The organism is Paenibacillus peoriae KCTC 3763 (assembly GCF_000236805.1).
Lineage (GTDB): Bacteria > Bacillota > Bacilli > Paenibacillales > Paenibacillaceae > Paenibacillus > Paenibacillus peoriae.
This window is the reverse complement of sequence record NZ_AGFX01000018.1, coordinates 367,668-387,962: the sequence shown is the minus strand read 5'-3', so window position 1 is coordinate 387,962 and position 20,295 is coordinate 367,668. Positions and strand designations below refer to the sequence as shown.

General features: G+C 43.6%; 17 protein-coding genes. 3 read left to right on the top strand and 14 right to left on the bottom strand.

Features of this window, described 5'->3' with window-relative positions:
- Window positions 1–14 precede the first annotated feature (14 nt).
- The 11 genes from KQI_RS0112640 to KQI_RS0112590 all read right to left on the bottom strand — a co-directional run bounded on the left by KQI_RS0112640 (window position 15) and on the right by KQI_RS0112590 (window position 14,586).
- The gene (locus tag KQI_RS0112640; RefSeq protein ID WP_010347126.1) at window positions 15–1,409 is read right to left on the bottom strand and encodes a hypothetical protein; all 1,395 of its coding nucleotides are present in this window, start codon (window positions 1,407–1,409) and stop codon (window positions 15–17) included.
- 20 nt (window positions 1,410–1,429) lie between these two features.
- A complete protein-coding gene (locus KQI_RS0112635; protein WP_010347125.1) occupies window positions 1,430–3,454 on the bottom strand; it encodes a polysaccharide deacetylase family protein in 2,025 nt (674 codons plus the stop codon).
- Between the two features lie 17 nt (window positions 3,455–3,471).
- Entirely contained in the window at window positions 3,472–4,530 is a 1,059-nt protein-coding gene (locus KQI_RS0112630) for a hypothetical protein (RefSeq protein ID WP_010347124.1), read from the bottom strand.
- A gap of 41 nt (window positions 4,531–4,571) precedes the next feature.
- Complete coding sequence (locus KQI_RS0112625; RefSeq protein WP_010347123.1) at window positions 4,572–5,945, bottom strand: N-acetylglucosaminidase; 1,374 nt, start codon at window positions 5,943–5,945, stop codon at window positions 4,572–4,574.
- Between the two features lie 24 nt (window positions 5,946–5,969).
- Window positions 5,970–7,379, bottom strand: coding sequence for an NADase-type glycan-binding domain-containing protein (locus KQI_RS0112620; protein WP_010347122.1), 1,410 nt, complete (start codon window positions 7,377–7,379; stop codon window positions 5,970–5,972).
- A 28-nt stretch (window positions 7,380–7,407) separates the two neighbouring features.
- Entirely contained in the window at window positions 7,408–8,859 is a 1,452-nt protein-coding gene (locus tag KQI_RS0112615) for an NADase-type glycan-binding domain-containing protein (protein WP_010347121.1), read from the bottom strand.
- 126 nt (window positions 8,860–8,985) lie between these two features.
- A complete protein-coding gene (locus KQI_RS0112610; RefSeq protein WP_010347120.1) occupies window positions 8,986–11,742 on the bottom strand; it encodes an NlpC/P60 family protein in 2,757 nt (918 codons plus the stop codon).
- A gap of 52 nt (window positions 11,743–11,794) precedes the next feature.
- Window positions 11,795–12,172 carry a DUF4280 domain-containing protein gene (locus KQI_RS0112605; protein WP_010347119.1) on the bottom strand — a complete coding sequence of 126 codons (378 nt, stop codon included), beginning with the start codon at window positions 12,170–12,172 and terminating at the stop codon, window positions 11,795–11,797.
- Window positions 12,173–12,186: 14 nt separating this feature from the next.
- Complete coding sequence (locus tag KQI_RS0112600; RefSeq protein ID WP_029390133.1) at window positions 12,187–12,687, bottom strand: hypothetical protein; 501 nt, start codon at window positions 12,685–12,687, stop codon at window positions 12,187–12,189.
- On the bottom strand, window positions 12,671–13,276 hold the full coding sequence (locus KQI_RS0112595) for a hypothetical protein (protein ID WP_010347117.1): 606 nt from the start codon (window positions 13,274–13,276) through the stop codon (window positions 12,671–12,673). Before KQI_RS0112595 ends, KQI_RS0112600 begins: the two co-directional genes overlap by 17 nt.
- A gap of 353 nt (window positions 13,277–13,629) precedes the next feature.
- Window positions 13,630–14,586, bottom strand: a complete 957-nt coding sequence (locus KQI_RS0112590) for a nucleoside hydrolase (protein WP_010347116.1) — start codon at window positions 14,584–14,586, stop codon at window positions 13,630–13,632.
- A 205-nt stretch (window positions 14,587–14,791) separates the two neighbouring features.
- Here KQI_RS0112590 and KQI_RS0112585 point away from each other — a divergent pair, with 205 nt between their 5' ends.
- Complete coding sequence (locus KQI_RS0112585; RefSeq protein WP_010347115.1) at window positions 14,792–14,974, top strand: aspartyl-phosphate phosphatase Spo0E family protein; 183 nt, start codon at window positions 14,792–14,794, stop codon at window positions 14,972–14,974.
- 191 nt (window positions 14,975–15,165) lie between these two features.
- Here the strand turns inward: KQI_RS0112585 and KQI_RS0112580 are convergent, their stop codons facing one another.
- From KQI_RS0112580 to KQI_RS0112570, 3 genes are read right to left on the bottom strand one after another with little or no spacing between them, the layout of a single operon-like run.
- On the bottom strand, window positions 15,166–15,774 hold the full coding sequence (locus KQI_RS0112580) for a pentapeptide repeat-containing protein (RefSeq protein WP_010347114.1): 609 nt from the start codon (window positions 15,772–15,774) through the stop codon (window positions 15,166–15,168).
- Between the two features lie 37 nt (window positions 15,775–15,811).
- The gene (locus KQI_RS0112575; RefSeq protein ID WP_007432902.1) at window positions 15,812–16,321 is read right to left on the bottom strand and encodes a MarR family winged helix-turn-helix transcriptional regulator; all 510 of its coding nucleotides are present in this window, start codon (window positions 16,319–16,321) and stop codon (window positions 15,812–15,814) included.
- Window positions 16,311–18,671, bottom strand: a complete 2,361-nt coding sequence (locus KQI_RS0112570; RefSeq protein ID WP_010347113.1) for an ATP-dependent DNA helicase — start codon at window positions 18,669–18,671, stop codon at window positions 16,311–16,313. Before KQI_RS0112570 ends, KQI_RS0112575 begins: the two co-directional genes overlap by 11 nt.
- Window positions 18,672–18,859: 188 nt before the next feature.
- Here KQI_RS0112570 and KQI_RS0112565 point away from each other — a divergent pair, with 188 nt between their 5' ends.
- Window positions 18,860–19,936 (top strand): diguanylate cyclase, encoded by a 1,077-nt coding sequence (locus tag KQI_RS0112565; RefSeq protein WP_010347112.1) that lies wholly within the window; start codon window positions 18,860–18,862, stop codon window positions 19,934–19,936.
- Window positions 19,937–20,069: 133 nt separating this feature from the next.
- The gene (locus KQI_RS0112560) at window positions 20,070–20,252 is read left to right on the top strand and encodes an aspartyl-phosphate phosphatase Spo0E family protein (RefSeq protein WP_007432905.1); all 183 of its coding nucleotides are present in this window, start codon (window positions 20,070–20,072) and stop codon (window positions 20,250–20,252) included.
- Window positions 20,253–20,295: the final 43 nt, after the last annotated feature.

Sequence of the window (20,295 nt, the reverse complement as noted above, 5' to 3'; positions counted from 1 at the left end):
CATGATGGATTTAATTATTGCGTCTTTATCTTTTCTCCAGTCATTTTGATGTTACCATCCATTTCTACCAGACTCGTTTTACATTTTAAACCGATGGCATCTTTTGCTGTGACTTGTATTGTGTTACCCGCATTGAACACCAGATTCCCGTCGGCTTTTACACGGATATCTTTCTTGCTCCGCAGTTCGATCCCATGGTCATCCAGCAGTCGAATCACCACTTCATCGTCATTCCCGGTGATTAAAATTTCATTTTTCTCAAATATAATCGCTTTGCGGTACTTGGTCATAAATATTTTCGTTGACGGGTCCTTAATAAAGTCGCCCCCTTTGGATCTCTTACGGATCGAGTGGGTTACAATGGCGTCTTTTTCTTTAGTGGTGGGAAAGTAGATATCTACAAAGTCAAACAGCTCCGGCATGCAGTACCATCCTGTATTCCCTTCTGATGTATAAAATGTAGCCGTTGGAAAAGCGTAGGTTTCCTTGACGTTTGGCTTTACCTTATCCATTTCATAAAAGAAAACCTTCACATGATCCTGCTCAATTCCAATGACCTTGGACTTCAATGAGATGCCGCGAATGTTCTCATTTAAAATCAATTCCTGCTTCATTCCATCGGCTGTCGTTAGCACATATTCATGCCACAAGGTATTGTGCCGTATAAACGCAACAGACTGCAAAACGCACAAGTTTTTCCCTTTGAATTTAACCTCAGCCCCGATTTGTAGCAGGACATCTTTGGCCCCTGTTGTTTGCACTTTATAATACAAAAGATCCTCGTCCTTGCTTGCCCCTGGTTTGGTCTTTCTGGTCATGGAGTAGTTATACTGTTTTAGCTCACCTTTCGTGATACCGTCAGGCAACCCAAAATAAAACTGAGGTTTTTCTCCTATCGGATCAGGTATCAATCCCCAGCCAAGCCGAGACGCTATACGTTTCAGAAACGACCAGTCCGTCTCATCGAATTGCATCGTAAATTCCTGTAAAAGCTGATCCTTTAATTGGCTCGTACAATTAGCTTTAGGATATGATTTGAGCACATGCTCCAGCAATGCCTGCAGCTTCATCTTTACATTTTGAAAGGATTGTCGGTGAGGCACTTCATCCAACTGGCTTGTATAGGACACAGCTTCAGCGACCAAATGAGCTACATTGGACACCAGCTTGATTCGGATCTGCGTGGTTAATCCCCTGAACAACACAATCTGTTTATGATCATCATTCACATAAGAAATAACCAGCTTGGCTCCTGCATCCATATGAGCTGTGTACTCTTCCATTTGTGTACCGTTTAACACGCCCGTCAAAAAGACCTTCACATGCTCATTCATTTTCTGTACAACTTTAACCTTCGGATTTTGAAGAGATAGAACAGCTCCGTTATGCTTGATGATTGGATATCCCATGTTTCTGCTCCTTTGGTCGGTTAGTTTACGTTTATCCGTTGTTTGCTTACGTATTGAATGACATCCTTGATGGTTTGGTTATGTCCCTTATCATTGAGGGCCTGATCCAGTGCAGGGAGTATGGTAAAGGTTTTATTTTTTCTCTGAAAATATATGCCTGCCATAGGGAAAGGCTCAGTTCTATCAGGCCCTCCAATCCCGTTATCCACATTGGCGATGATGATAACATCTTTCAAACCATCGTTATTTACATCCTTGAAAGCTACCGCTTTTACGCCTCCATAAAATGCAACCCACCCATGGTTCCCGTAGAACTCAGGGAACGGATATACAATATGTCCTTTATTATCTAGTAGAAAGAAAAAGTATTTACGAAAACCTTCCGTATATCCATATGTGGATACAAACCGTACTTTCCCAAAGCCTTCGAAAGTGGTTCGAAAAGACTGTGACTCTTCAATTTCATATTGATTGGTATCCAATTTCCCTCCGTTAACAACGGAAGCAGACTGATCAACAACAGGACTTAGTTCTTTCCATAATTCCTTATTTTGCTTCATGTCATCCGGAATCTGTTGAAGGCGAATTTCATACTCTGCGTGGTCCCCTGCTGCATGAACCACAGGAATACTAATTCCCAGTGAATCGCTTGTGAGATAGCTAAACGTATCTGATTCTGACTCCTCGGCTGAACCTTCCAGTACATCTGCGTCTGTTAACGATTGATTTAACTTATCTTGAGTAAAATTACCGATTAAACCTTTTTGTGCTGGCTCTACAGCTGTGAATTTTCCGCTTTTTAAAAGCTCAATAAAAGGTTTTTCGATCTTTATGAGATCACTCAATCTTAATTTTGAAGCCTGCTTCATATCCAGGTTAGTTGTATAGAAAATATGATTAGGATAGGCTGCCTTCTTCACATAACGAATACCCGTGTATTCAATACTCAAGAACCGTTCACTTTGCCGTTTAATCTCATAATCAATTTCGAGATGAGCTCCAGAATCAGAATAGCCGTATTCGTGTAATCTTTTTAAAGCTTCGTTCTTAAGCAATTGGTTTAAAGACTTCTGCTTTTCAGCATCCTCAAGCTTCGTAATTTGAGGATACTTAATAACGATTCCGTTTTCCGAATATTTTTCTTGAATGAGTTCATAGCTTTGCTGCTCACTATGAGTATCTGAGGTGAGGCTATGTTCAGAATCTATACGGACTTCTCCGCTTTTGGAGAACTCAATGATAATGTTCTGTTCAGATTCATCACTGTTTATTAAGAAACCATCGCCGTGGTCTAAAACCTCGATACTCATGCTTTCATGTTGCCGATTTTCTAAAATAAGCTCATCCACATCCTTGTTCAGTTCCCACGCATCCGGGAGCTTCATCTTACCTACATCTATACTTTTCTGCGCCCACTTTTGCCCAGACAATTCCCACAAATCAACAAATACGGGGTTTGGATGATAAATGGAGACATGTCCCCCTAACGACAACTGTATTCCGTGCTCTGAATCCCGAACGATAAAATCTGTAGTTAATTCTGGCCCGTCATTCTCAAGCATCTGGGCATGCACAAGTTCCTTCGTACTCCACCACTGAATAAATGTGTATTTCCCTCCGATTGTACCTGTCACCGTAGTGGGTGCTCTATAATTCATAACTCTAACATTTAGCTGCCCACTTTTTATCTGAAACAATTTTGTTAAGATAGTGAGATTGTTATCAAATTTTTCTACTAGTTCTCCATCCTTCATCTCTACACTTTCTGGTTCGTTTAACAACAAATTAAGTTCCTGTGTGAACTCCTCAATCTTTTTTTGTCTGACATCAGATTCCACATTCTCATCGTTGGTTAAATGAAGTTTTTGTACTAACGCATCCAACTTTTTCGAATAGGAAATCGTTTTAGCATCATTTTGGAGAGAAAGCGCATGATTTGTTTTTGTTATTGAAGAATCATTCTCTTTTGTACATCCGTTCATTACTACACAGGAAATTAGTAGTAACAGGACACACCATATACGACTGTCCTTTAAGTGATTCATGCTGCATTTCACGCTCTCTATAATTTATCGTTTATCTCTATGCTCATAATCCTCCACTTGCCCGACTGCTTTTCTAATGTAAACGTAATTTCTTTTTTCGCCCTTTCTTCTTCTGAATTATCTTTTACCGAATATACTTTTCGGTTATCATCGCTGCTAACCTCATTAAAACTCAGTTCCAAAACCGGGTAAGATAAATATGCTAAACCGGAAAAATCGACGGCATCCTCAAAATCATACGTTTGCCTTGCTGCCGGATCGATGAGCTGGTCCATTTCAGGGAAAGGTAATCCAAACCATTTCATGAGATAATCATCTTCTAGGTAATTCAGTATCACGGCCTTAGGGTCGCTTGGATACACAAACTTTTTACTTTTATTTTTATATAAAAGCTCCATTTTTTCAGGTCCTGTTCCATCATATTTTTGAGAGACTACGATGGTATGCTCCTGAGTGTCGCTAAACTCGTAATAATCGACACTTTCAAAAACACCGTCATGATCAGTATCTTTTAACGTCCGAATCCCTTGCCCTGTGGCATTAGGAAAATCCGAATTTATACTTTTAATATGATTATTTTCCAAAGCATATATGGAGAATCCCTCTGAGTAAGCACCTCCATCGCCTATAGAGTATACAACGATAAACTTTTGATCCGTTTGATCCAGCTTCATGATTTTCACATCAGTATTTAGGTGCACAACTATAACGGGATCCTCTAGTTTATCAATGATGTGATAGCCATCATCCTCCTCCCGAACTACAAATATGTTGTAAATCTCCTCTTTTTCTAATCCAAAAGCAAGCACGTATTCCGGCTTTCCATCACGGTCCAAATCTTCTTTTAATACTTTTTGAAGCTGCTCATTTTGGGGTTGGATTTTTTTTATAAACTGATCTAATGTGTTAGAATCTTGCACAGTGTGTTTTGCAGAATCTTTCACTTTCTCAGGACTAACAATAGTTGGTGTAGACGATTTAGGAGTGATACTTTTTACCTCGGCCTCTTTATTCACACCACAACCACTAAAAATTAAAACAGCTAAAACAAGTACAAATAACTTCTTATTAGTCACGCTTTCCCTTCTTTCAAAATGCCTATTTTATAATAACTTGATTACTTTGATGCAGCCTGTGTAGGTTCAGGGCAAGCCGTTGCAGGCATATTCTTATAAACGGGTATTCTAAAAGTAAGAGGTGCATCTACGGTTTTAAGACCCTTGGAAAAACGATCCGACTTTACATAAGCATCCATAATATTCGTAGCATATTGCTTACTAACAGTTCCATTGTTCCTAAAGGAATTTACATTCCACTTTAAGCTATAAAGCGTATCTTGCCCTGTTTTAATATAATTTCTATAAATCCATTTACCTCCGCCGATTATTGCACTGTCGACAGAATTCCAGTTCTCTGACTTAGCCTTTTTTGCACCATTTGTGAGTGCACTCCCATCGTTTGCGCCAATGCCATACATATTGTACCATCCGCTATATCCGTTGACCTTTCCCTTGCCTAAAGTAGAAGTCCCACCTCCCGATTCAACCATGGCTTTTGCCGCTAAAAATACTGCACTCGCTTCATTGCCTCCTGCCTTTAGAAATACATCTCCTTTATTAGCCAAACTTTTGCTTAGCACTTTATTAACTGCCTCTTTATTTTGGGTGTTCTTATCATACTTTCCTGATAAAAATTGGAATACACGAGACTCAGTCAGAAAATTACGCGGATCTAAAAAGTATGAAACTGCCTTAGGAGAAGCAGCATTATATCCTCTATCATATTTGAACTTAGGGTCTTTCCAAGACGGTTTGTATCCATATTTGTCTACTGAGGTACACACCAGTCCATTTTTCATTTCTGCCTTGAGAAAACTATTAAAATCTACATTAGTTTCTTCCGCTATAAAACGCCAAGAAGGATGTTGCTTGTGTAATTTCAATAGCGCTGGTCTGTATGATTCCGGGAATTTAGCAAGCTCAGCTTCAAAGCTATCATTTCCTGACTTATCAGGAGGTGCTTGTTCAGGTTTATAATCATCCTTCGGTTCGTTGGTAACTGGTTCTTCTGGTGGTGCTTTAGTACTCGTATCGATCAGACCCAACTTCTCTCGTATAGCTCGTCCCGCTTCCTCAGCAGCCAGCTTTTGCTTGATATTTCCGCTTGCTTCAGCGGTCATCCAGCGGACGGTTTCTTTTTGCATCTGCTCTTGGGCCGACTTGGGGAATGTCGCCATTTCGCGGAGCTTGCTTCGAAGTCCCTCTGCCAGCTTTTGCGCTTTACGCATACCGACCTCGTCTCCACTCGCTTGAGCGATGTACCAGTCCTCTTTGTATTTACGCATCCAGGTTTGGGCCCAGTCGGGATAATTCAGTTTTTGTTTCCTCTGTTCTGCCGCCAGATCAAAAGCCTTTGCTTTCCTGTGCGCATTAGCGGTTGTTAAAGCTTTCAACATAGGGGTTGCACCAAACGTTGGCTCTTTCCACTTCATATGCCTTCTCCTTTGTTAGGAATGCTAGAAGAATCGTATCTCCGACATACAGGTATCGTGATATTTGATTCCTCGCTCTACTGCCTCAATCGTTATTTTCACGAATGAAGTATGAATAGGGTTATCAAGAAATTGGTTGCTTATAAAATCATTATCTATCGTCAAAGTCTGTCCATTTGAAAACTCCAGTTTCATTCGTTTAACTCTATTATTTACTTGGAAAGCATTAGATGACTTAGCTAAACCATTAATAAGCTCAAACCCCTTCAGTTCTTGCATAGAGCCGAAATCAATTTTGATCCACTCCCCAATTCCGTCTCCCTTAACTCCTTCGCACCAAGCTGTGCTTGCATCTCCATCCATGATGTTCCCGGCAGTATAAGAGTTCCCTGCTTGGTCTGAAAGTGTAGATGAAGCAATAATTTTCTGTGCCGTGATGTTTTTTCGATATTTCATTAAATCCGTTGTTGTCTGTACCCATTGTGTAGGGGACACGTTATAGCCTATCCTGTGGAATACATTGGAGTATTTTATAGGCAGACCTGTTTGGATGTCTCGTTGTTGCATTTCACCCTTCGAGTTCAAATAAGCAACCCTGTGGTTATCTGAAGTTATAACAGGAGATTCTGTGGCTTTCATTAGTAACTTCTTCTCCCCAGTCCTAATATCCAACATATATGTCTTATCCCTCTCGTAGGAAGAGAGAACCAATTGATCGTTATAAAGCCACTGTTCGATCTGTATTCCTTCTAATCCTAGCTTGATTTGTTGGATTAGCTTGTTTTTGGACAAGTCATATATCAATACATTATGGTTACTATTTACAAGGGCAAATTGGTTACTGTCAGGCGAAAACACTGGAAGATCGAGATAGTGACCATCATTTAATTGCCCTAATGCTTTAGCTTTCTGTCCCTGGTTCATATAATAAAAAAAGGCAGCATCATCTGTGTAAACACACTTGCGTAAGTCAGGAGACATAACGGCGTAGTCCCTATTCAGCACCTTAAATTCATACATTTTCTTAGTGGTAGATAAATCAAAGATTTTGATGATTAAATAATTCAAATCCTGCGACTCTCTAAATAAAGCAATACGCCTGCCATCATCCGAGAACCCAGCCAGGTACAACTCATATTCAGGATACGTTTCACCTTCACTTGCATGTAATTTACCTATAATGTCGTACAAATCAATAAAGGTATTGCCTGTAGGATCATCCATATCAGCGAGATATTCCATGGGCATATTTCCATTTTCCGCTTCAAACAACAACCAATTTACGGGCCTTTTTGCTGGAGAAAGTTTCTTGGACTGAGAGACAGAAGCATGATTTCCATTCTGCTCTTGCGCTTTTTGGTCCTCATTCGATTGTATACAGCCGCATAGCATGGAAAAGATTATGGCGAATAACGCGATTTTATTTATTAGCACCGCAATTTTTTTCGTTTCCTACAACTAATCACAATAACTTCAGCTCACCTATACAAGTATTTGGGAAGTCCGTGCCTTTTTTCACTTCTAGAATGGTAATCTTAACGAATGATGTTCGTATAGGTTCATCGAACTTGAAACGTGCGTCACTACCCTCAAGCATTTCAGATTGCCCATCCGAAAAATCAAGTTTCATTTTTTTGATTTTACTTACGTTTAAATACTTATTATTAACCCACATGGTGTTATCGGTTATATCTATACCTCTCACCTCTTGAGTTGAACCCAAATCTATAGTTACCGTTTCCCCTACTCCGCCCCCCTTGGTTCCTTCACACCAAGAGGTTGAATAATTTTCATCTGTTAAATTGTTCACATTAAAAGAACGAATACCCTGATTAGGTAGCGTAGAAGAGGCAGTAATTCTTTTCACTTTAACCTTGTTGCTATACTTCATATAATTAGTTTTTGTTTCGATCCACTGTATTGGAGCCGTGCGTATTCCTTGTTTTTTAGTAAAAGAGGATATATCCTCCTTTCTTCCATCGCTCAGATGAACTAGATACATTTTTGAAGCTTCGTATTCTGCGGACAGCGCCAATTTTTGATCAGGGGATAGTATAAATGGTGCCGTACTTTTAGTTACCCACCTTTTTTCTCCGCTCTCTATATCAAATGAATAGACATCTTTTGTGTAACTGTCGTCCTCTTCAGAAATTGTATAAATTAATTTATCTTCTTGATCCCATTGCAAAAGCGAAACCATAGACCCTGCAAGTAAGCGTTTTGCTCCACTAATACCGGACAGATTCAGCATGATAATACCTAGTTGGTCATTTTCCTCAAAACAGAATCTAGTGCCATCTGGAGAAAATAATCCTGAACTAATGATACCTAAATCTATTTTACGTTTCCCAAGGTCTATTTTTGTCGTTTTCCTCTTTACTGCATCATATAAATACACTTGCCCATTCAACCCATAAAGATATTTACTTAAATCAGGAGAGACTACGGGGTAAGCCGTTGAAGGCAGTTCAAACTCGGACTCTTTTTTTCCTGAGTTCAGATCATATACCTCAAGAATGTGTTCTTCGTCCCCTTCTTCCATATCAGAGATTGTCCTTACGATCGCCATTCGACTTCCATCATTTGATACTCTACTGACAGTTACTTGGGAGTCGCGATATTTTATTCGCTCTTCTTTAGTTTGCATCGCATCTATCAAGTCATCGATACGTATATATGTCTTTCCTGTAGGATCATCTAAATTGGTCAAAAATTGAGTCGGATATGGGTCTTCTTCTCCATTTAAAAGCCACCGTGCTTCTTTCTCAGTAATATTTCTAGTATCTTGTGTTACCCTGTGTGATGATACTTCTTGGGAGTGAGGAGACGGGACAGCTTCCTCTCCTTTAAACCCACTACATGCCGATATAATGGCTACAAAAGTAATAACCAGTATGATTTTTATAGAATTCACTTTCTCACCACTTTCTCATCCGTTCTTAATAAAGCCTACCCATTAATCAGGTCAGTGCTATTTTCTCCTGACAGAATAGCTTTGAATCAAATAGTATTATGACGTTCAAACTACTTGCTTACTTTCTTATTTGTTAATTATTGAGCCATCATCTTGTATAATACGTCTAACTGCTATAACGTTTGTATATATAAAACCATAACCCTCTCCCCAATCTTTGCTTAATTTATCTATTGTTACATTGTGAGATGGCTTGCGATCCTTTTTCATTTCAGCAAGAGTACGTGCCCAACCATGCTCGTGAATGAACTTTCCATCTCCCACATATATTCCTACATGATCTACTTTGAATTCGGTTTTTTTCTCCGCACTCCCCCAATCAAATAAGATTAAGTCACCTAATTTGAGATTCTTATAGTCCCCGCTTTTTCGTAAATTCTCATGACTCACTTTGGTTCCCCGCTGGATTTGAGCACTTGTATTACCCCCTATATGCACATTTAATATGGTCAAGTACACGGAGGAACTAAAATCAGAGCAGTCCATGTATATAGGTGGGTTATCGGGATCAAGCTTCATTGTTTTAATTTTAGAATCCATACAGTAAGGAATCTTGCCTAAAAACTTCTTGGCGAATTCTACAATGGCTTTCCTTTTCTCCTCAGCAGAGCTGTTGGATGGTGTAGGCTTCGGTTCCTCCTTCGTCGGCTTTTCAGGAGTAGTCGGCGTCTTCTTGCCCGGTTCCGTTTTCGTTGTCGGAGCAGCTGGCGTTGTAGCCTTATTAACTTTAGGCCACGGAAGAATGCCGTTGGCTACTTGATGCAGGTACACTGCGAGCACATCACGGCCATAGCCCTTATTCTCCAAGCCGTATTTTTTCGCAAAATCGTGCAATGCGGCGTTAAGCTCCTGATCCCAATCGCCTGTAGTCGGCAGCTTGTATGAGAAGCTATCCGGATATTTCTTGGCAAGCTTGTTCAAATTTTCTCTCGCAAGCAGGCTGTTCACGCCATACTTGCTCCGCAGGGCAGCCGCTTCCTTGGCGATAGCCTTTTGATCGGCTATGGTCAGCTTATGAGCCGCATCGGCGTATTCCCCGGATAGCTCTTCCAGCCGATTCGCATCGAGATAGGAGTTGGCCGAATGGCCGCGAATCAGCTCGTTGATGATCACATTGTCTCGCAACTGGTTGGCGAGAAGATGCATCTGCTTTTGCTTGGCTTTATCGTTGGCGCCATGCGCTTCCCACCATTGGGACGTGTACTCATGCATTTGCGCTCTGGCCCAGGCAGGCATACGATCTATTTCTGCCACCTGCTGACGCAATTGCTTGGCCTTGGCCGCTGCTTCCTTGGCAGCCTTTTTGTCCCCTGCTGCCACAGCTTTGTAGTAGTCCGTTTTATATTGAAGCAGCAAATCCTGTACCCATTGCGGATACCCCTTCCCCTTCAATTCCTGAACCAGGGATTTGTAGGCCTTCAGCTCTGCATCAGGCACCTGATTTTTCACGAGCTTACCAGCCTTGATATGAAGCGTTCCATCGGTTCGGATATAGCTGGTTTTGCACGTCAAAGACAGCTCGCGAGTAGCGGTCATCTGTACCTTTTTGCCATGCAGCACCAAGTCTGTATCGGCGTGAAAGGTAAGATCGTGATGACTATACACGTGAATACCGGAGGCAGGATTTAAGCGTACAAGTATCTTTTCTTTTTGGGTGGAAAAGGCTACTTCTTTGTCGTCGAATCTCGCAATTTTTTGAGTTTTGGTATGGAAAAGCTTTCTTTCCGGCTTGCTGATTTCATCTCCTTTGTGATCTCTCTTGCGAAGAGATTGAATCACATGAGCATCCCGCTCGTTGCTCGATGGAAAATACAAATGGACATGATCTCCAAGCTCAGGCATGCAATGCCAACCAATCCCATCCCCGGTGTACATCGTCGGGTAAGAAAACCAGCAGCCTTCGGCTTTGGACTGCAAGGCATCTACAGACAAGTGGAGCTTGACGGCCTCTCCTTCACTGTCTAAATCAATAACCTTTCCCTCAATCGAGGCTCCTTGTATAAACCGATTATGTATAACCTCTCTTGGAATACCTGCTTCCGGAACAAGAGCATAATCATAGGTCATGACACCTTGCTTCATCTCTGCATGAATCTGATCAATAATCCAATGCTTTCGTTGAAACACAACAACATCTCCAAGCTCAAAGCGTTTCGTATCCTCCACCTCAGCGTATATATACCTGGAACCTGACTTTGTTTTTTGAAGAGTAAAATTAATACCATGCAGCTCACCCTTCACCTGTTCCTTCGAGGTGCCCACCCACAATCTTGGGAACACGGAGGTGATCTCGGCAATCAATCCGGTTTGCAGGTGAGAGGCCATTCTTTTCAGAAACTCCCAATCAGTCTCTCGATACTGAATAGTAAAGCCATCCAACTTGTTATCGCTGTCCCTCAGGTCAATAAAATCCCCGTGTGGATAGGCATCTACGAGCTCGCGGAATAATTGATAGTACGTCCAATTCCCGTTTTGAAACGAACGGTTTTTCGGTTGTTGATCCAGCAAATATGTAAAAGAGGCTGCCTCAAGGTACATGTGATATACGCCATTTTTGAATCCGATGCAAATATTGGTGACGATTCCTTTAAAAATACTAACCGCCCCTTGATCTTCATCCGTCTCATATACCTCCAGCACATCCTCAGCGTAAGCTAATCCATCATACTTTGCATGATCCTCATCCGGTATGAGTGCAGTGATGTATACCTTGCCATGAGCATTCACCTTCTGCGTCAATTTAAAATCCAGCAGCCGGACAATTTCATATGGAGCATTCACTCTAATATTGCCATAAGTCAGCACAGTTCCAGCCAGTCCCATCTTACAACCCCCGTTTGCTTTTCATGTGATGCAAATCCCTGTAATCTGTTAGCTATTCCTGCCCATCTGTTGTAAATGAAATTTTGCCGCACCACATGCATAAATTCGTGGAACAGCTCATAAGGGCCGGAGATTGATCTACGTATACATCTCTTTTTCCATTCAACCAAGGCATAGATACACTCGGTTTGCAGGGCTGTGGAATTATTTTTCCGGAATTACCTTTGTTAGCAGAAACCACTGCAGGATTATGCATACTGCGGCACGTTCCGAAAGACGGGATATGCGTGTGCGGGTAAAAATCCTGAATATTCCCCTGCAATTTATCGCCAATGCTGATCCCCCTGTTAGCTGAAACGCTAAATCTTCCCGTATGACTCCCATAGCTGCAATGTATCTGTGCCCCGTCCACTACATAGCTCTCACTCATTCCTGGACTCTCCTTTATATAGATGGACTCGCTGTATCGACCTTTTGTAATTTCAAGCCTGTCAAATTAAACTTTAAAATACATTCAGCCACATCGAGATCTACAATGATATGATGATTTGCATCCTGAACCCTGAAAATCTTGTGATTCCTCACTGCATATTCATCTAAAATGATTTTCCTCAGTGTACCGTCCCTATGATACTCACTAAGCTGTGATAAACACATAAGGCTAGGCGGGTGAGCCAGCCAATACCTCGTCTGCTGCATTCGCTGCATATCGGCATAAACAACCAGCTTCCAGTTGAAGCCCGCTTGATATCTATCAAAAATCTCCTTGAGCTGTTCGGAAACGATGGGTACCGGATACTCCATAAAATCAATATAGTCTGCGTCACCTGAGACATAAAATTGTAAAATGGAATCCTCTGCACTGGCTGCCCACTCCAGTAGCTGCCTGCGATTCATCTCTACGGGATGCATATACTCTGTGATACGATCATCTTGCTGAATCATGTAATATTCCATTGGCTGCTGCATACACCACCTTACTGATTCCTTTATACTCCCCTATTCGTACTTCCAAATCATCCTCGCACCTTAGCACCTTAAATTCCGGTGTTTGTACAGCCTGTCTAATAGCATCCCTGGCTAGCTGCAAAATATATTGATGAAATTCCTCTACAGCATGAAGTGCAAATCGCTCTACATCAGGCTGAATAACCTTATTCATATAAGGCTTTCGGAGCTGGCTCAATTCATCCACCGATTCTCCCCAAAAGCTGAAAGCCCAGCCTGCATCATAAACTCCTTGGCATGGCCCAGGATCAAAGAACCAGCTTTTATCATAGGCTTCGATGATATAGTTATAGTTTCGCTCCATCAGATAGGTACGCCGCATGGAATAGGTTATGTATCCGATCCTGCCTTTGGGCACCTCTATATGATTAGCCTGCTGACAAATCCATTGAAAGGATTGAATAAAAGATAAGATGAGTTCTTCTTTTCGCTGTTCATACAAAGACACTACTTGGTGTATTTTCTGATTTAGCACCTCTTTTGCGTAGGTCTCACGAAAGTGTTCTAGTGCTTCCAGTCTATTCATAATCCCACCTCTAAACCTATTATATAGAATATTTACATGATATTACTGGTACTATCCTCCTATTTTATTACACTTTTTTCATATGATGAAATTTTAAATGAAGCGTGAAAAACTTTGAAAATCACCAATTAGTTTCATGAATATGTATTTATATGCCCGATACCTCCCAAAATAGCCTTCTCACTAGACCTACAACATGGAGGTTTGCGCAAGCGAGTAGGTAAATCGAAGCAGAAAGCTCGGGCTGCCTGAACACAAAAAACCCGTGACCAAAAACGTCACGGGTTTTGATATATAGTACTTGCAGATGGATTACATCGCACTTCAAGCAGCACGTATAGACGCAGCCAGGCTTAGTAGCGTTTGGGAGCAGCCTGCTTGGCCAAATCTGTCATATACGTAAAAAAGGCTTCCGGGTCTGTGTCATATACCAGATTCACAGGACGACCTTCCGCCTGTTCCACTGTTCTGCCTTGACTTGGACCTTCAGCGATGACGCTGCAATGCACCGTCTTTTTCTTGACAATGTCCGGGCGTCCGACAGATGCAGTGGTCAGAACATCCCACAGAAAGTATGTTGAATTCGTTTCACTATAAACGAGCGGCGGACAGCCTGCATAGCAATTGCCCAGGAAATCCACGCCCTCATAGCGGCGCTCGGCAGCCCAACGGTTGCGTACGGCTGGCGTTAATGGCACTTTGCTTGTGCTTTCCAGCGCCACCAGGTCAATCGTAATGCCGCTTTGCCATACACGGTAAGCCGCTTCGGGGTCCCAGAACACATTCCACTCTGCTGTGCCGTCATGCTCTGGCTCCTCTACATTTCCTTTTTCAAAGGTGCCGCCCATCCATACCAGCTTTTCAATCTTGGCTTCAATGTCCGGTGCCTCATCCAGCGCGCGTGCCAGATCGGTTAGCGGTCCGGTGAACAACAACAGCGTTTTACCTTCCGCTCCACGTACCTTTTCGATCAGATGCTGATGAGCCGGCAGGGATGAAAGCGGCGCTTCCATGTGCCCCGATTCATTCAGCACTGGTAATGCATCCACATAGAAGGAGTGTAAACGCCAAGCGGCAGGAAATGGATTTTTGCCGCGTGAATTGGATTTAGCAACTTCCACAGGCCCTTTATTTTGTCCAAAACGATCAATAATTTTACGGCTGGCGTCCGTTGCAGGCTCCAGGTAGCCATCCGCTGGAATCACAGATACTCCGGTCAAATGAACCTGCTCCATCTGAAGCAGCATAAACAGGGATACCAGATCATCTACTCCACCATCATGATTAAAATAAACGTTTGTCTGACTCATCTGTCTCTTCCTTCCTTTATCCCCGTAAAACAGGCTTGTTCTTATCGGCATCATTCTTCATTATGCCTGATCGCTGCACAGGAGTAAATGTGCTATGGTGATTTAGATCAGTTAAAAAATACATATTTTTACCAATTATATATGCTTCAAATTTTATGCAATTACTTTTATAATCTAATGAATAGCAGGGAAGAAGGTGCAGCCTATGGTATCTAATCTGAACGAAGCCGAAGATAGTTTACATGCCATCATTGAAAAATTGCGCAGAGAGCTTGTTACAAAGGCACAATACACCGCATTTACCGACCCTTCCATTTTAGAGTTAAGCCAACGTCTGGATCATTATGTAGTCCTTGCTCAACTGAAAAAAAAGGGCAAATACAACTAATGTCTCCTTTCTCTCCGCCACAGAATCCCCTCTTAGGGCCTTATTCACATATAAAATAACCGCTTCCCTATCCGTCCCTGAACCGCTTCTGCGGTTCTGGCGCTGGATAAGGGGAATCCTGGTCATATGTCCATTCCACCAGTGGGGGACATCGCAGAGGGAGGCAGACTCAGTGATGTCCTCGTGTTTTTTTACCCTTCCACCTTCGCTCCATAGGAGCGAGCCACGGCTACGGCCTGCTGGATATCCAACTTGGCTCCAGTGATATTCAAATCTTTAAAATTCACACCATCCATCTTCGCGCCGCGCAGATCCGTTCCCTGAAGATGTGCTTTATGCAATCTTACGTGAGTAAGATCTGCTTCGCGCAAATCTGCCTTTTCCAGATTACATTCAGACAAGTCTGCCTCCTTGAAGCGTATTTTCCGCAAATCCTGCTTCCTTAAATCCGCATGACGCAGATTCGTATAAGACCAGTCTCCCCCCGTAATCGTAATCCCGTCCATATTGGCCCCCGCAAAATCCGAGCCCACCAGCTTGCAGTTGTCAAACCGGGCTACAAACAGATTGGCACTGGTGAATAGACAATTTGTAAAAGCAGACTCCTTGTAATGAGAGGCATTCAGAATGGCTCCGGTAAAATCACAGTCCACAAAAGTACAGCCTTCCATGAGCGACTCATTCATCTCCACTCCCCGAAAACGGCATCGGGTAAACTCACAATTCGTCCACTCGCCTTCCCTGGCATCCATCGAGCCAAAATCACGGTTTTCATAGACCTCATCTGCATAAAAGAACATGTTTATCTCCCCTATTCCCTGTCTCAAAATCAGGCGCTCAGCTTTTCGGAAAGGATCGCTCAAAGCCGCTTTTCATTTTCCCAAGCAAGGCCTTCATGGTCTCATGATCCTGTGCTGTAAACTCCGTCATACATGACCGGATCAGCTTGGTGTAATAAGGACCTACCGTTCTCAGCAGCTCTCGTCCGGCCTCCTTTAATCCGATGGTCACCATCCGCCCGTCACTTTCGTGAGCCACGCGTTCGATCATGTCATCCCGTTCCAGCCCATCAATCAGCCCTGTCATGGTTCCCCGTGTGACATCAGCCTTTTCAGCCAGTTCCGAGGGTGTCATTCGATGCGGTGCATAAAAATGTAACAGGCTCAGGACAATGACCCGGCCCTGTGAGGCTCCCAGCCTGGTAAGATCCGTATCCATTTCTCTGAAAATACTGCTAGCCAAGCGCGCAAAAGTCACAAAAGTCTCCATATTGTCCACTTCGGCCTCCTCTTGACCAAAACGGCGCAGCACCCCGCGTATGGAGTCATTATGAAAATTAAAATTCATAGCCTGTCCATTCCTTCCCTAATCCCGCTTGTTCCACCAAACGATAGCTCCTCCATTCCTCCGGCAGCAAAGAAGCATACGGCTCCTTGGCAAATCGATCATCTACCAGCACCAGCAGGCCTTCGTCCTGCTCTGTACGGATAAGTCTGCCTCCTGCCTGAAGGACTTTATTCATCCCAGGGTATACATACGCATAGTTAAAGCCGTTCCGTCCTTGCTCTGCAAAGTATTCACGCAGCACATCCCGCTCTGCGCCGATTTGCGGCAATCCAACACCAACAACCACAACCCCGTTCAAGCGATCTCCCGGTAAGTCGACCCCTTCGGCAAATACACCACCCAGCACGGCAAAGCCGAGCAAGGTACGCTCCTGTCCAGGCTGGAATGCCTCCAGAAAGCGATCGCGCTCCGGTTCGGTCATACCCGGACTTTGCACCAACGTATCTGCCGGTACGTCCCGAATCATAAACTCCTCGTATACCTCGCGCAGATACGGGTAGGACGGGAAAAACACGAGAATGTTCCCTTTACGTTCCTCTGCCAGTCCGGCCAGCATATTCACAATCGCTCCCTTTGAGCGCTCACGGTCCCGATAACGAATAGAGAGCGGCAATAGACGTACATCCCATTGCTCCTGATGGAAGGGAGAGGGAACCTGCAACGTATAGTCCTCCTCCTTCGCTCCCAGCATATCTCGGTAATAAGCAAGCGGCGTCAATGTTGCGGAGAAGTAAACAGCGGAGCGGTAGCCCTTAATAGCCTGTCCGAGCAAATGCGAAGGATCAAGGCAGAATAGCTTGACCCGCACTTCACTGCGTCCCGCTTCAATATAGGTAACGTAGCGTTCATCGTACAAAGCGGCAATTCGCAGCATATTTTGAGCGGCAAAGTATGTATCCAGAAGCAATGCATAAGCTGCACCTGTACTGCTCGCACGCTGGACGCCGCTCACGCTGCCACCCGTTACCAGTTCACGTTCGGCTGCTTCCACGAAAGGTGCCAGCAGTTCCAGCAACGCTTGCGGTGCGGACGCTTCCACTGTTTTTCCTGCGTCCGCATGCAATTTACGCAGCGTAATCATATGCGCGTTCACTGCGCTCGCAGCTGCGGCGATCTCCGGGCTGAGCAGTTTAAATTCCCTTTTCAGCTCCAGAAAAGACGATTTCAGCATTTCCGCCGAAAACATATCCCGGCCGCGTTCCACCAGGTTATGCGCCTCGTCCACTAATACAACGCCTTTTCGCTTCTGCTCCTCCAGCAATCTCTTCAAAGAAATACGCGGATCGAAAACATAGTTATAATCACTGATTATACCATCCGAGACATACGCTACATCTAGTGAAAATTCAAATGGACATACCCTATGCTTGCGTGCATAATGCTCAATCACTGCCCGAGTCATTAAGGTCTCATTGGCCAAAATATCGGACACCGCACCGTTGATTCGGTCATAATAGCCCTCACACAGGCTGCATGCTCCGGCATCACAATCATTTTCATCCTTAAAGCAAATTTTATCCTTTGCAGTCAAGGTCACCACGTGCATGTGCAGCCCTTGAGTCTGCATTTTGGCATACGCTTCTTCTGCTGCTGCGCGGGTCGTAGTACGGGCCGTCACATAATATACCCGACTCACCACCCCTTCGCCGATGGCCTTGATTGCAGGAAACAAGGTGGATATTGTTTTACCGATACCCGTGGGTGCTTTGGCAAACAGGCTGACCCCTTCGGCAATCGTTTTGTACACCGAACCCGCGAGAGTTCGCTGGCCTGAACGATATGTGTCAAAGGGAAAGTCCAACGCGCCAATACTGGCACCCCGTTGCTCCGCGTGTGCTCTCAGCAGGAACGCGTACGGTGCATAACCGGCAATCATCTCCTGTGCAAAAGATTCCAGCTCTGCAAAGGAGAGTTCCCGTCTAAATCGTCGAGTGTCTTCACTGTGTGCCTGTACATAGGTAAGCTGTACCTGCATGGAAAGATGCTGCTCCTCGCGAGCAATCATATAAGCATATAAGAACGCTTGCGCCCAATGTACGGGTTGACCATCCCCCTGGATTTCTTCGAGGGGCAGAGATATCGATTTGATCTCATCCACCGTCCATACACCATCCAGCTCAATCAACCCGTCACAGCGGCCTTCGATAATAAACAACGCATCCTGATATGGAATTTCCGTGCGCAAATACACCTCTTTGCGGTCATGCTCCTTATAGCCTTTCTGGATTACCTGATGCACACGAGTTCCTTCCAGCATACTGCTGTTTGAGCGGAAACCACTGTGAATGCTGCCACTCCGATGCACGTATTCCACAAGTGGACGCACAGATATGTGAATTGGTTCCTTCATACGATCACCCGTTCCGGTTATAGTCCTTTCACTTTATCACGAAGATAAAGGAAACGTAAGGGACATAAGCATCGTTTGTAGTCGAATGGTATTCACTCGCACATAATTTTTACCGAAATATAGAAAGTAGGCTTATTACTTTATTCTCAGCAGTGTCCAACTCACATTACAGCATAAAGGATAGGGTTATGTTAAAAGAATTAATTAACAATTTCGGATTATTAACGAGCTTCTTATTCTTTGGAAATTTGCTATCACGAAAATACGAACGTTACCTGGAAAAACATATTTATATCCGTCGGGTAATAAGCGGGTTAATGCTGGGACTGTTTGGTATTCTTTTAATGATAACTGGTTTATGGATCAACGGGCATTTTGTGGTCGATCTGCGCCAATTGGCTATTATCATCTCTGTTTATATGGGAGGACCGATATCCGGTCTGTTGACCGCCCTGATCATAAGCCTGTACCGTATTTACATCACCGGTGGTTGGACAGATGTTTCTCTGACTGCTACTGTCAATTGCTTCATGACACTGGGCATTTCACTTACCTTCATTCGAGGAAAAAGCCTCACGCTCCGCAAATGGATGTCAGCCGTGATTGGAGCTGCTGTTGTATCGCTGTTATCTACTTTTTTTGTGGTTAATCCTCCTAATAATGAAACGATTATAATCGTCACAACCGTTAAGCTGCTTGGCGGCTTGTTCACTTATTTTATGATGTCCCATATCAAAAAAACAGAACGGGCCATTCATCTGCTCGAAGAGGCAGCGAATCGGGACCATTTAACCGGGTTATACAGTCCGCGCGCTTTCGATGCTTTGTTTGAAGAGGTCTTTCATACTTCCAAGGCTACAAAACAACCCTTTGGACTCGTGATGCTGGATATTGACCACTTTAAAAAAATTAATGATACGTATGGTCATTTGAACGGAGACACCGTCTTAAGCCAATTGGGCATTTTGTTAAACCAGGAGTCTACAAGGAGGGCGTACCCCTCCCGCAAAGGCGGTGAAGAATTTGCCATTCTGATTGGAGATTGCGACAGCCAGAAGGCAGCAAGCCTTGCCGAGAAGATTCGAAAGGCTGTGGAACATGGCCCATTCCAACTGAATGACGGAACCATCGTTCCTCTGACAGTATCTGTCGGAGCAGGCAGTTTTCCTGACATTACAGTGGATAAATTATTGGAGAAAGTGGATGACGCTCTATATGAGGCCAAACGTTCAGGGCGCAATCGGGTAGAGCTGGCAAAACCATGATTATTAGTCGCTAAATGTCAGGTAAGCTGGATTATTGTTAATAAAATGTGGTAAAATGGAAAAAACATTGCTATAAAGATTCTTCTGCCGCTAGTGGAGACATGCCTTACAATCGACTTGGGGGGTGGGCTTTCTGAACCTCGAACAATTGGAGAAACTCATGGAAAAAGAACGCCGCGAATTGAATCGCATGGCTAACTTACATGGATTAAAGGATGAACGCGTATTGGACAAATCCTCCAGGCTTGACCGAATTATGGACAAATACCTTCACACCAAGCGAGCGGTAAACCAAAACAATCAGGCACATTCATAGACGCAAGCTGCATCGCTGCCCATAAGGGCAGCTTTTATTATGG

What these genes read in the sequence shown, in the direction of transcription:
- KQI_RS0112600 (WP_029390133.1), bottom strand. Translation starts at nt 12,687, where the DNA reads ATGATTCAGCAAGATGATCGTATCACAGAGTATATGCATCCCGTAGAG.
- KQI_RS0112635 (WP_010347125.1), bottom strand. Translation starts at nt 3,454, where the DNA reads ATGAATCACTTAAAGGACAGTCGTATATGGTGTGTCCTGTTACTACTA.
- KQI_RS0112640 (WP_010347126.1), bottom strand. Translation starts at nt 1,409, where the DNA reads ATGGGATATCCAATCATCAAGCATAACGGAGCTGTTCTATCTCTTCAA.
- KQI_RS0112585 (WP_010347115.1), top strand. Translation starts at nt 14,792, where the DNA reads ATGGTATCTAATCTGAACGAAGCCGAAGATAGTTTACATGCCATCATT.
- KQI_RS0112570 (WP_010347113.1), bottom strand. Translation starts at nt 18,671, where the DNA reads ATGAAGGAACCAATTCACATATCTGTGCGTCCACTTGTGGAATACGTG.
- KQI_RS0112565 (WP_010347112.1), top strand. Translation starts at nt 18,860, where the DNA reads ATGTTAAAAGAATTAATTAACAATTTCGGATTATTAACGAGCTTCTTA.
- KQI_RS0112625 (WP_010347123.1), bottom strand. Translation starts at nt 5,945, where the DNA reads ATGAAGTGGAAAGAGCCAACGTTTGGTGCAACCCCTATGTTGAAAGCT.
- KQI_RS0112595 (WP_010347117.1), bottom strand. Translation starts at nt 13,276, where the DNA reads ATGAATAGACTGGAAGCACTAGAACACTTTCGTGAGACCTACGCAAAA.
- KQI_RS0112605 (WP_010347119.1), bottom strand. Translation starts at nt 12,172, where the DNA reads ATGAGTGAGAGCTATGTAGTGGACGGGGCACAGATACATTGCAGCTAT.
- KQI_RS0112610 (WP_010347120.1), bottom strand. Translation starts at nt 11,742, where the DNA reads ATGGGACTGGCTGGAACTGTGCTGACTTATGGCAATATTAGAGTGAAT.
- KQI_RS0112590 (WP_010347116.1), bottom strand. Translation starts at nt 14,586, where the DNA reads ATGAGTCAGACAAACGTTTATTTTAATCATGATGGTGGAGTAGATGAT.
- KQI_RS0112575 (WP_007432902.1), bottom strand. Translation starts at nt 16,321, where the DNA reads ATGAATTTTAATTTTCATAATGACTCCATACGCGGGGTGCTGCGCCGT.
- KQI_RS0112580 (WP_010347114.1), bottom strand. Translation starts at nt 15,774, where the DNA reads ATGTTCTTTTATGCAGATGAGGTCTATGAAAACCGTGATTTTGGCTCG.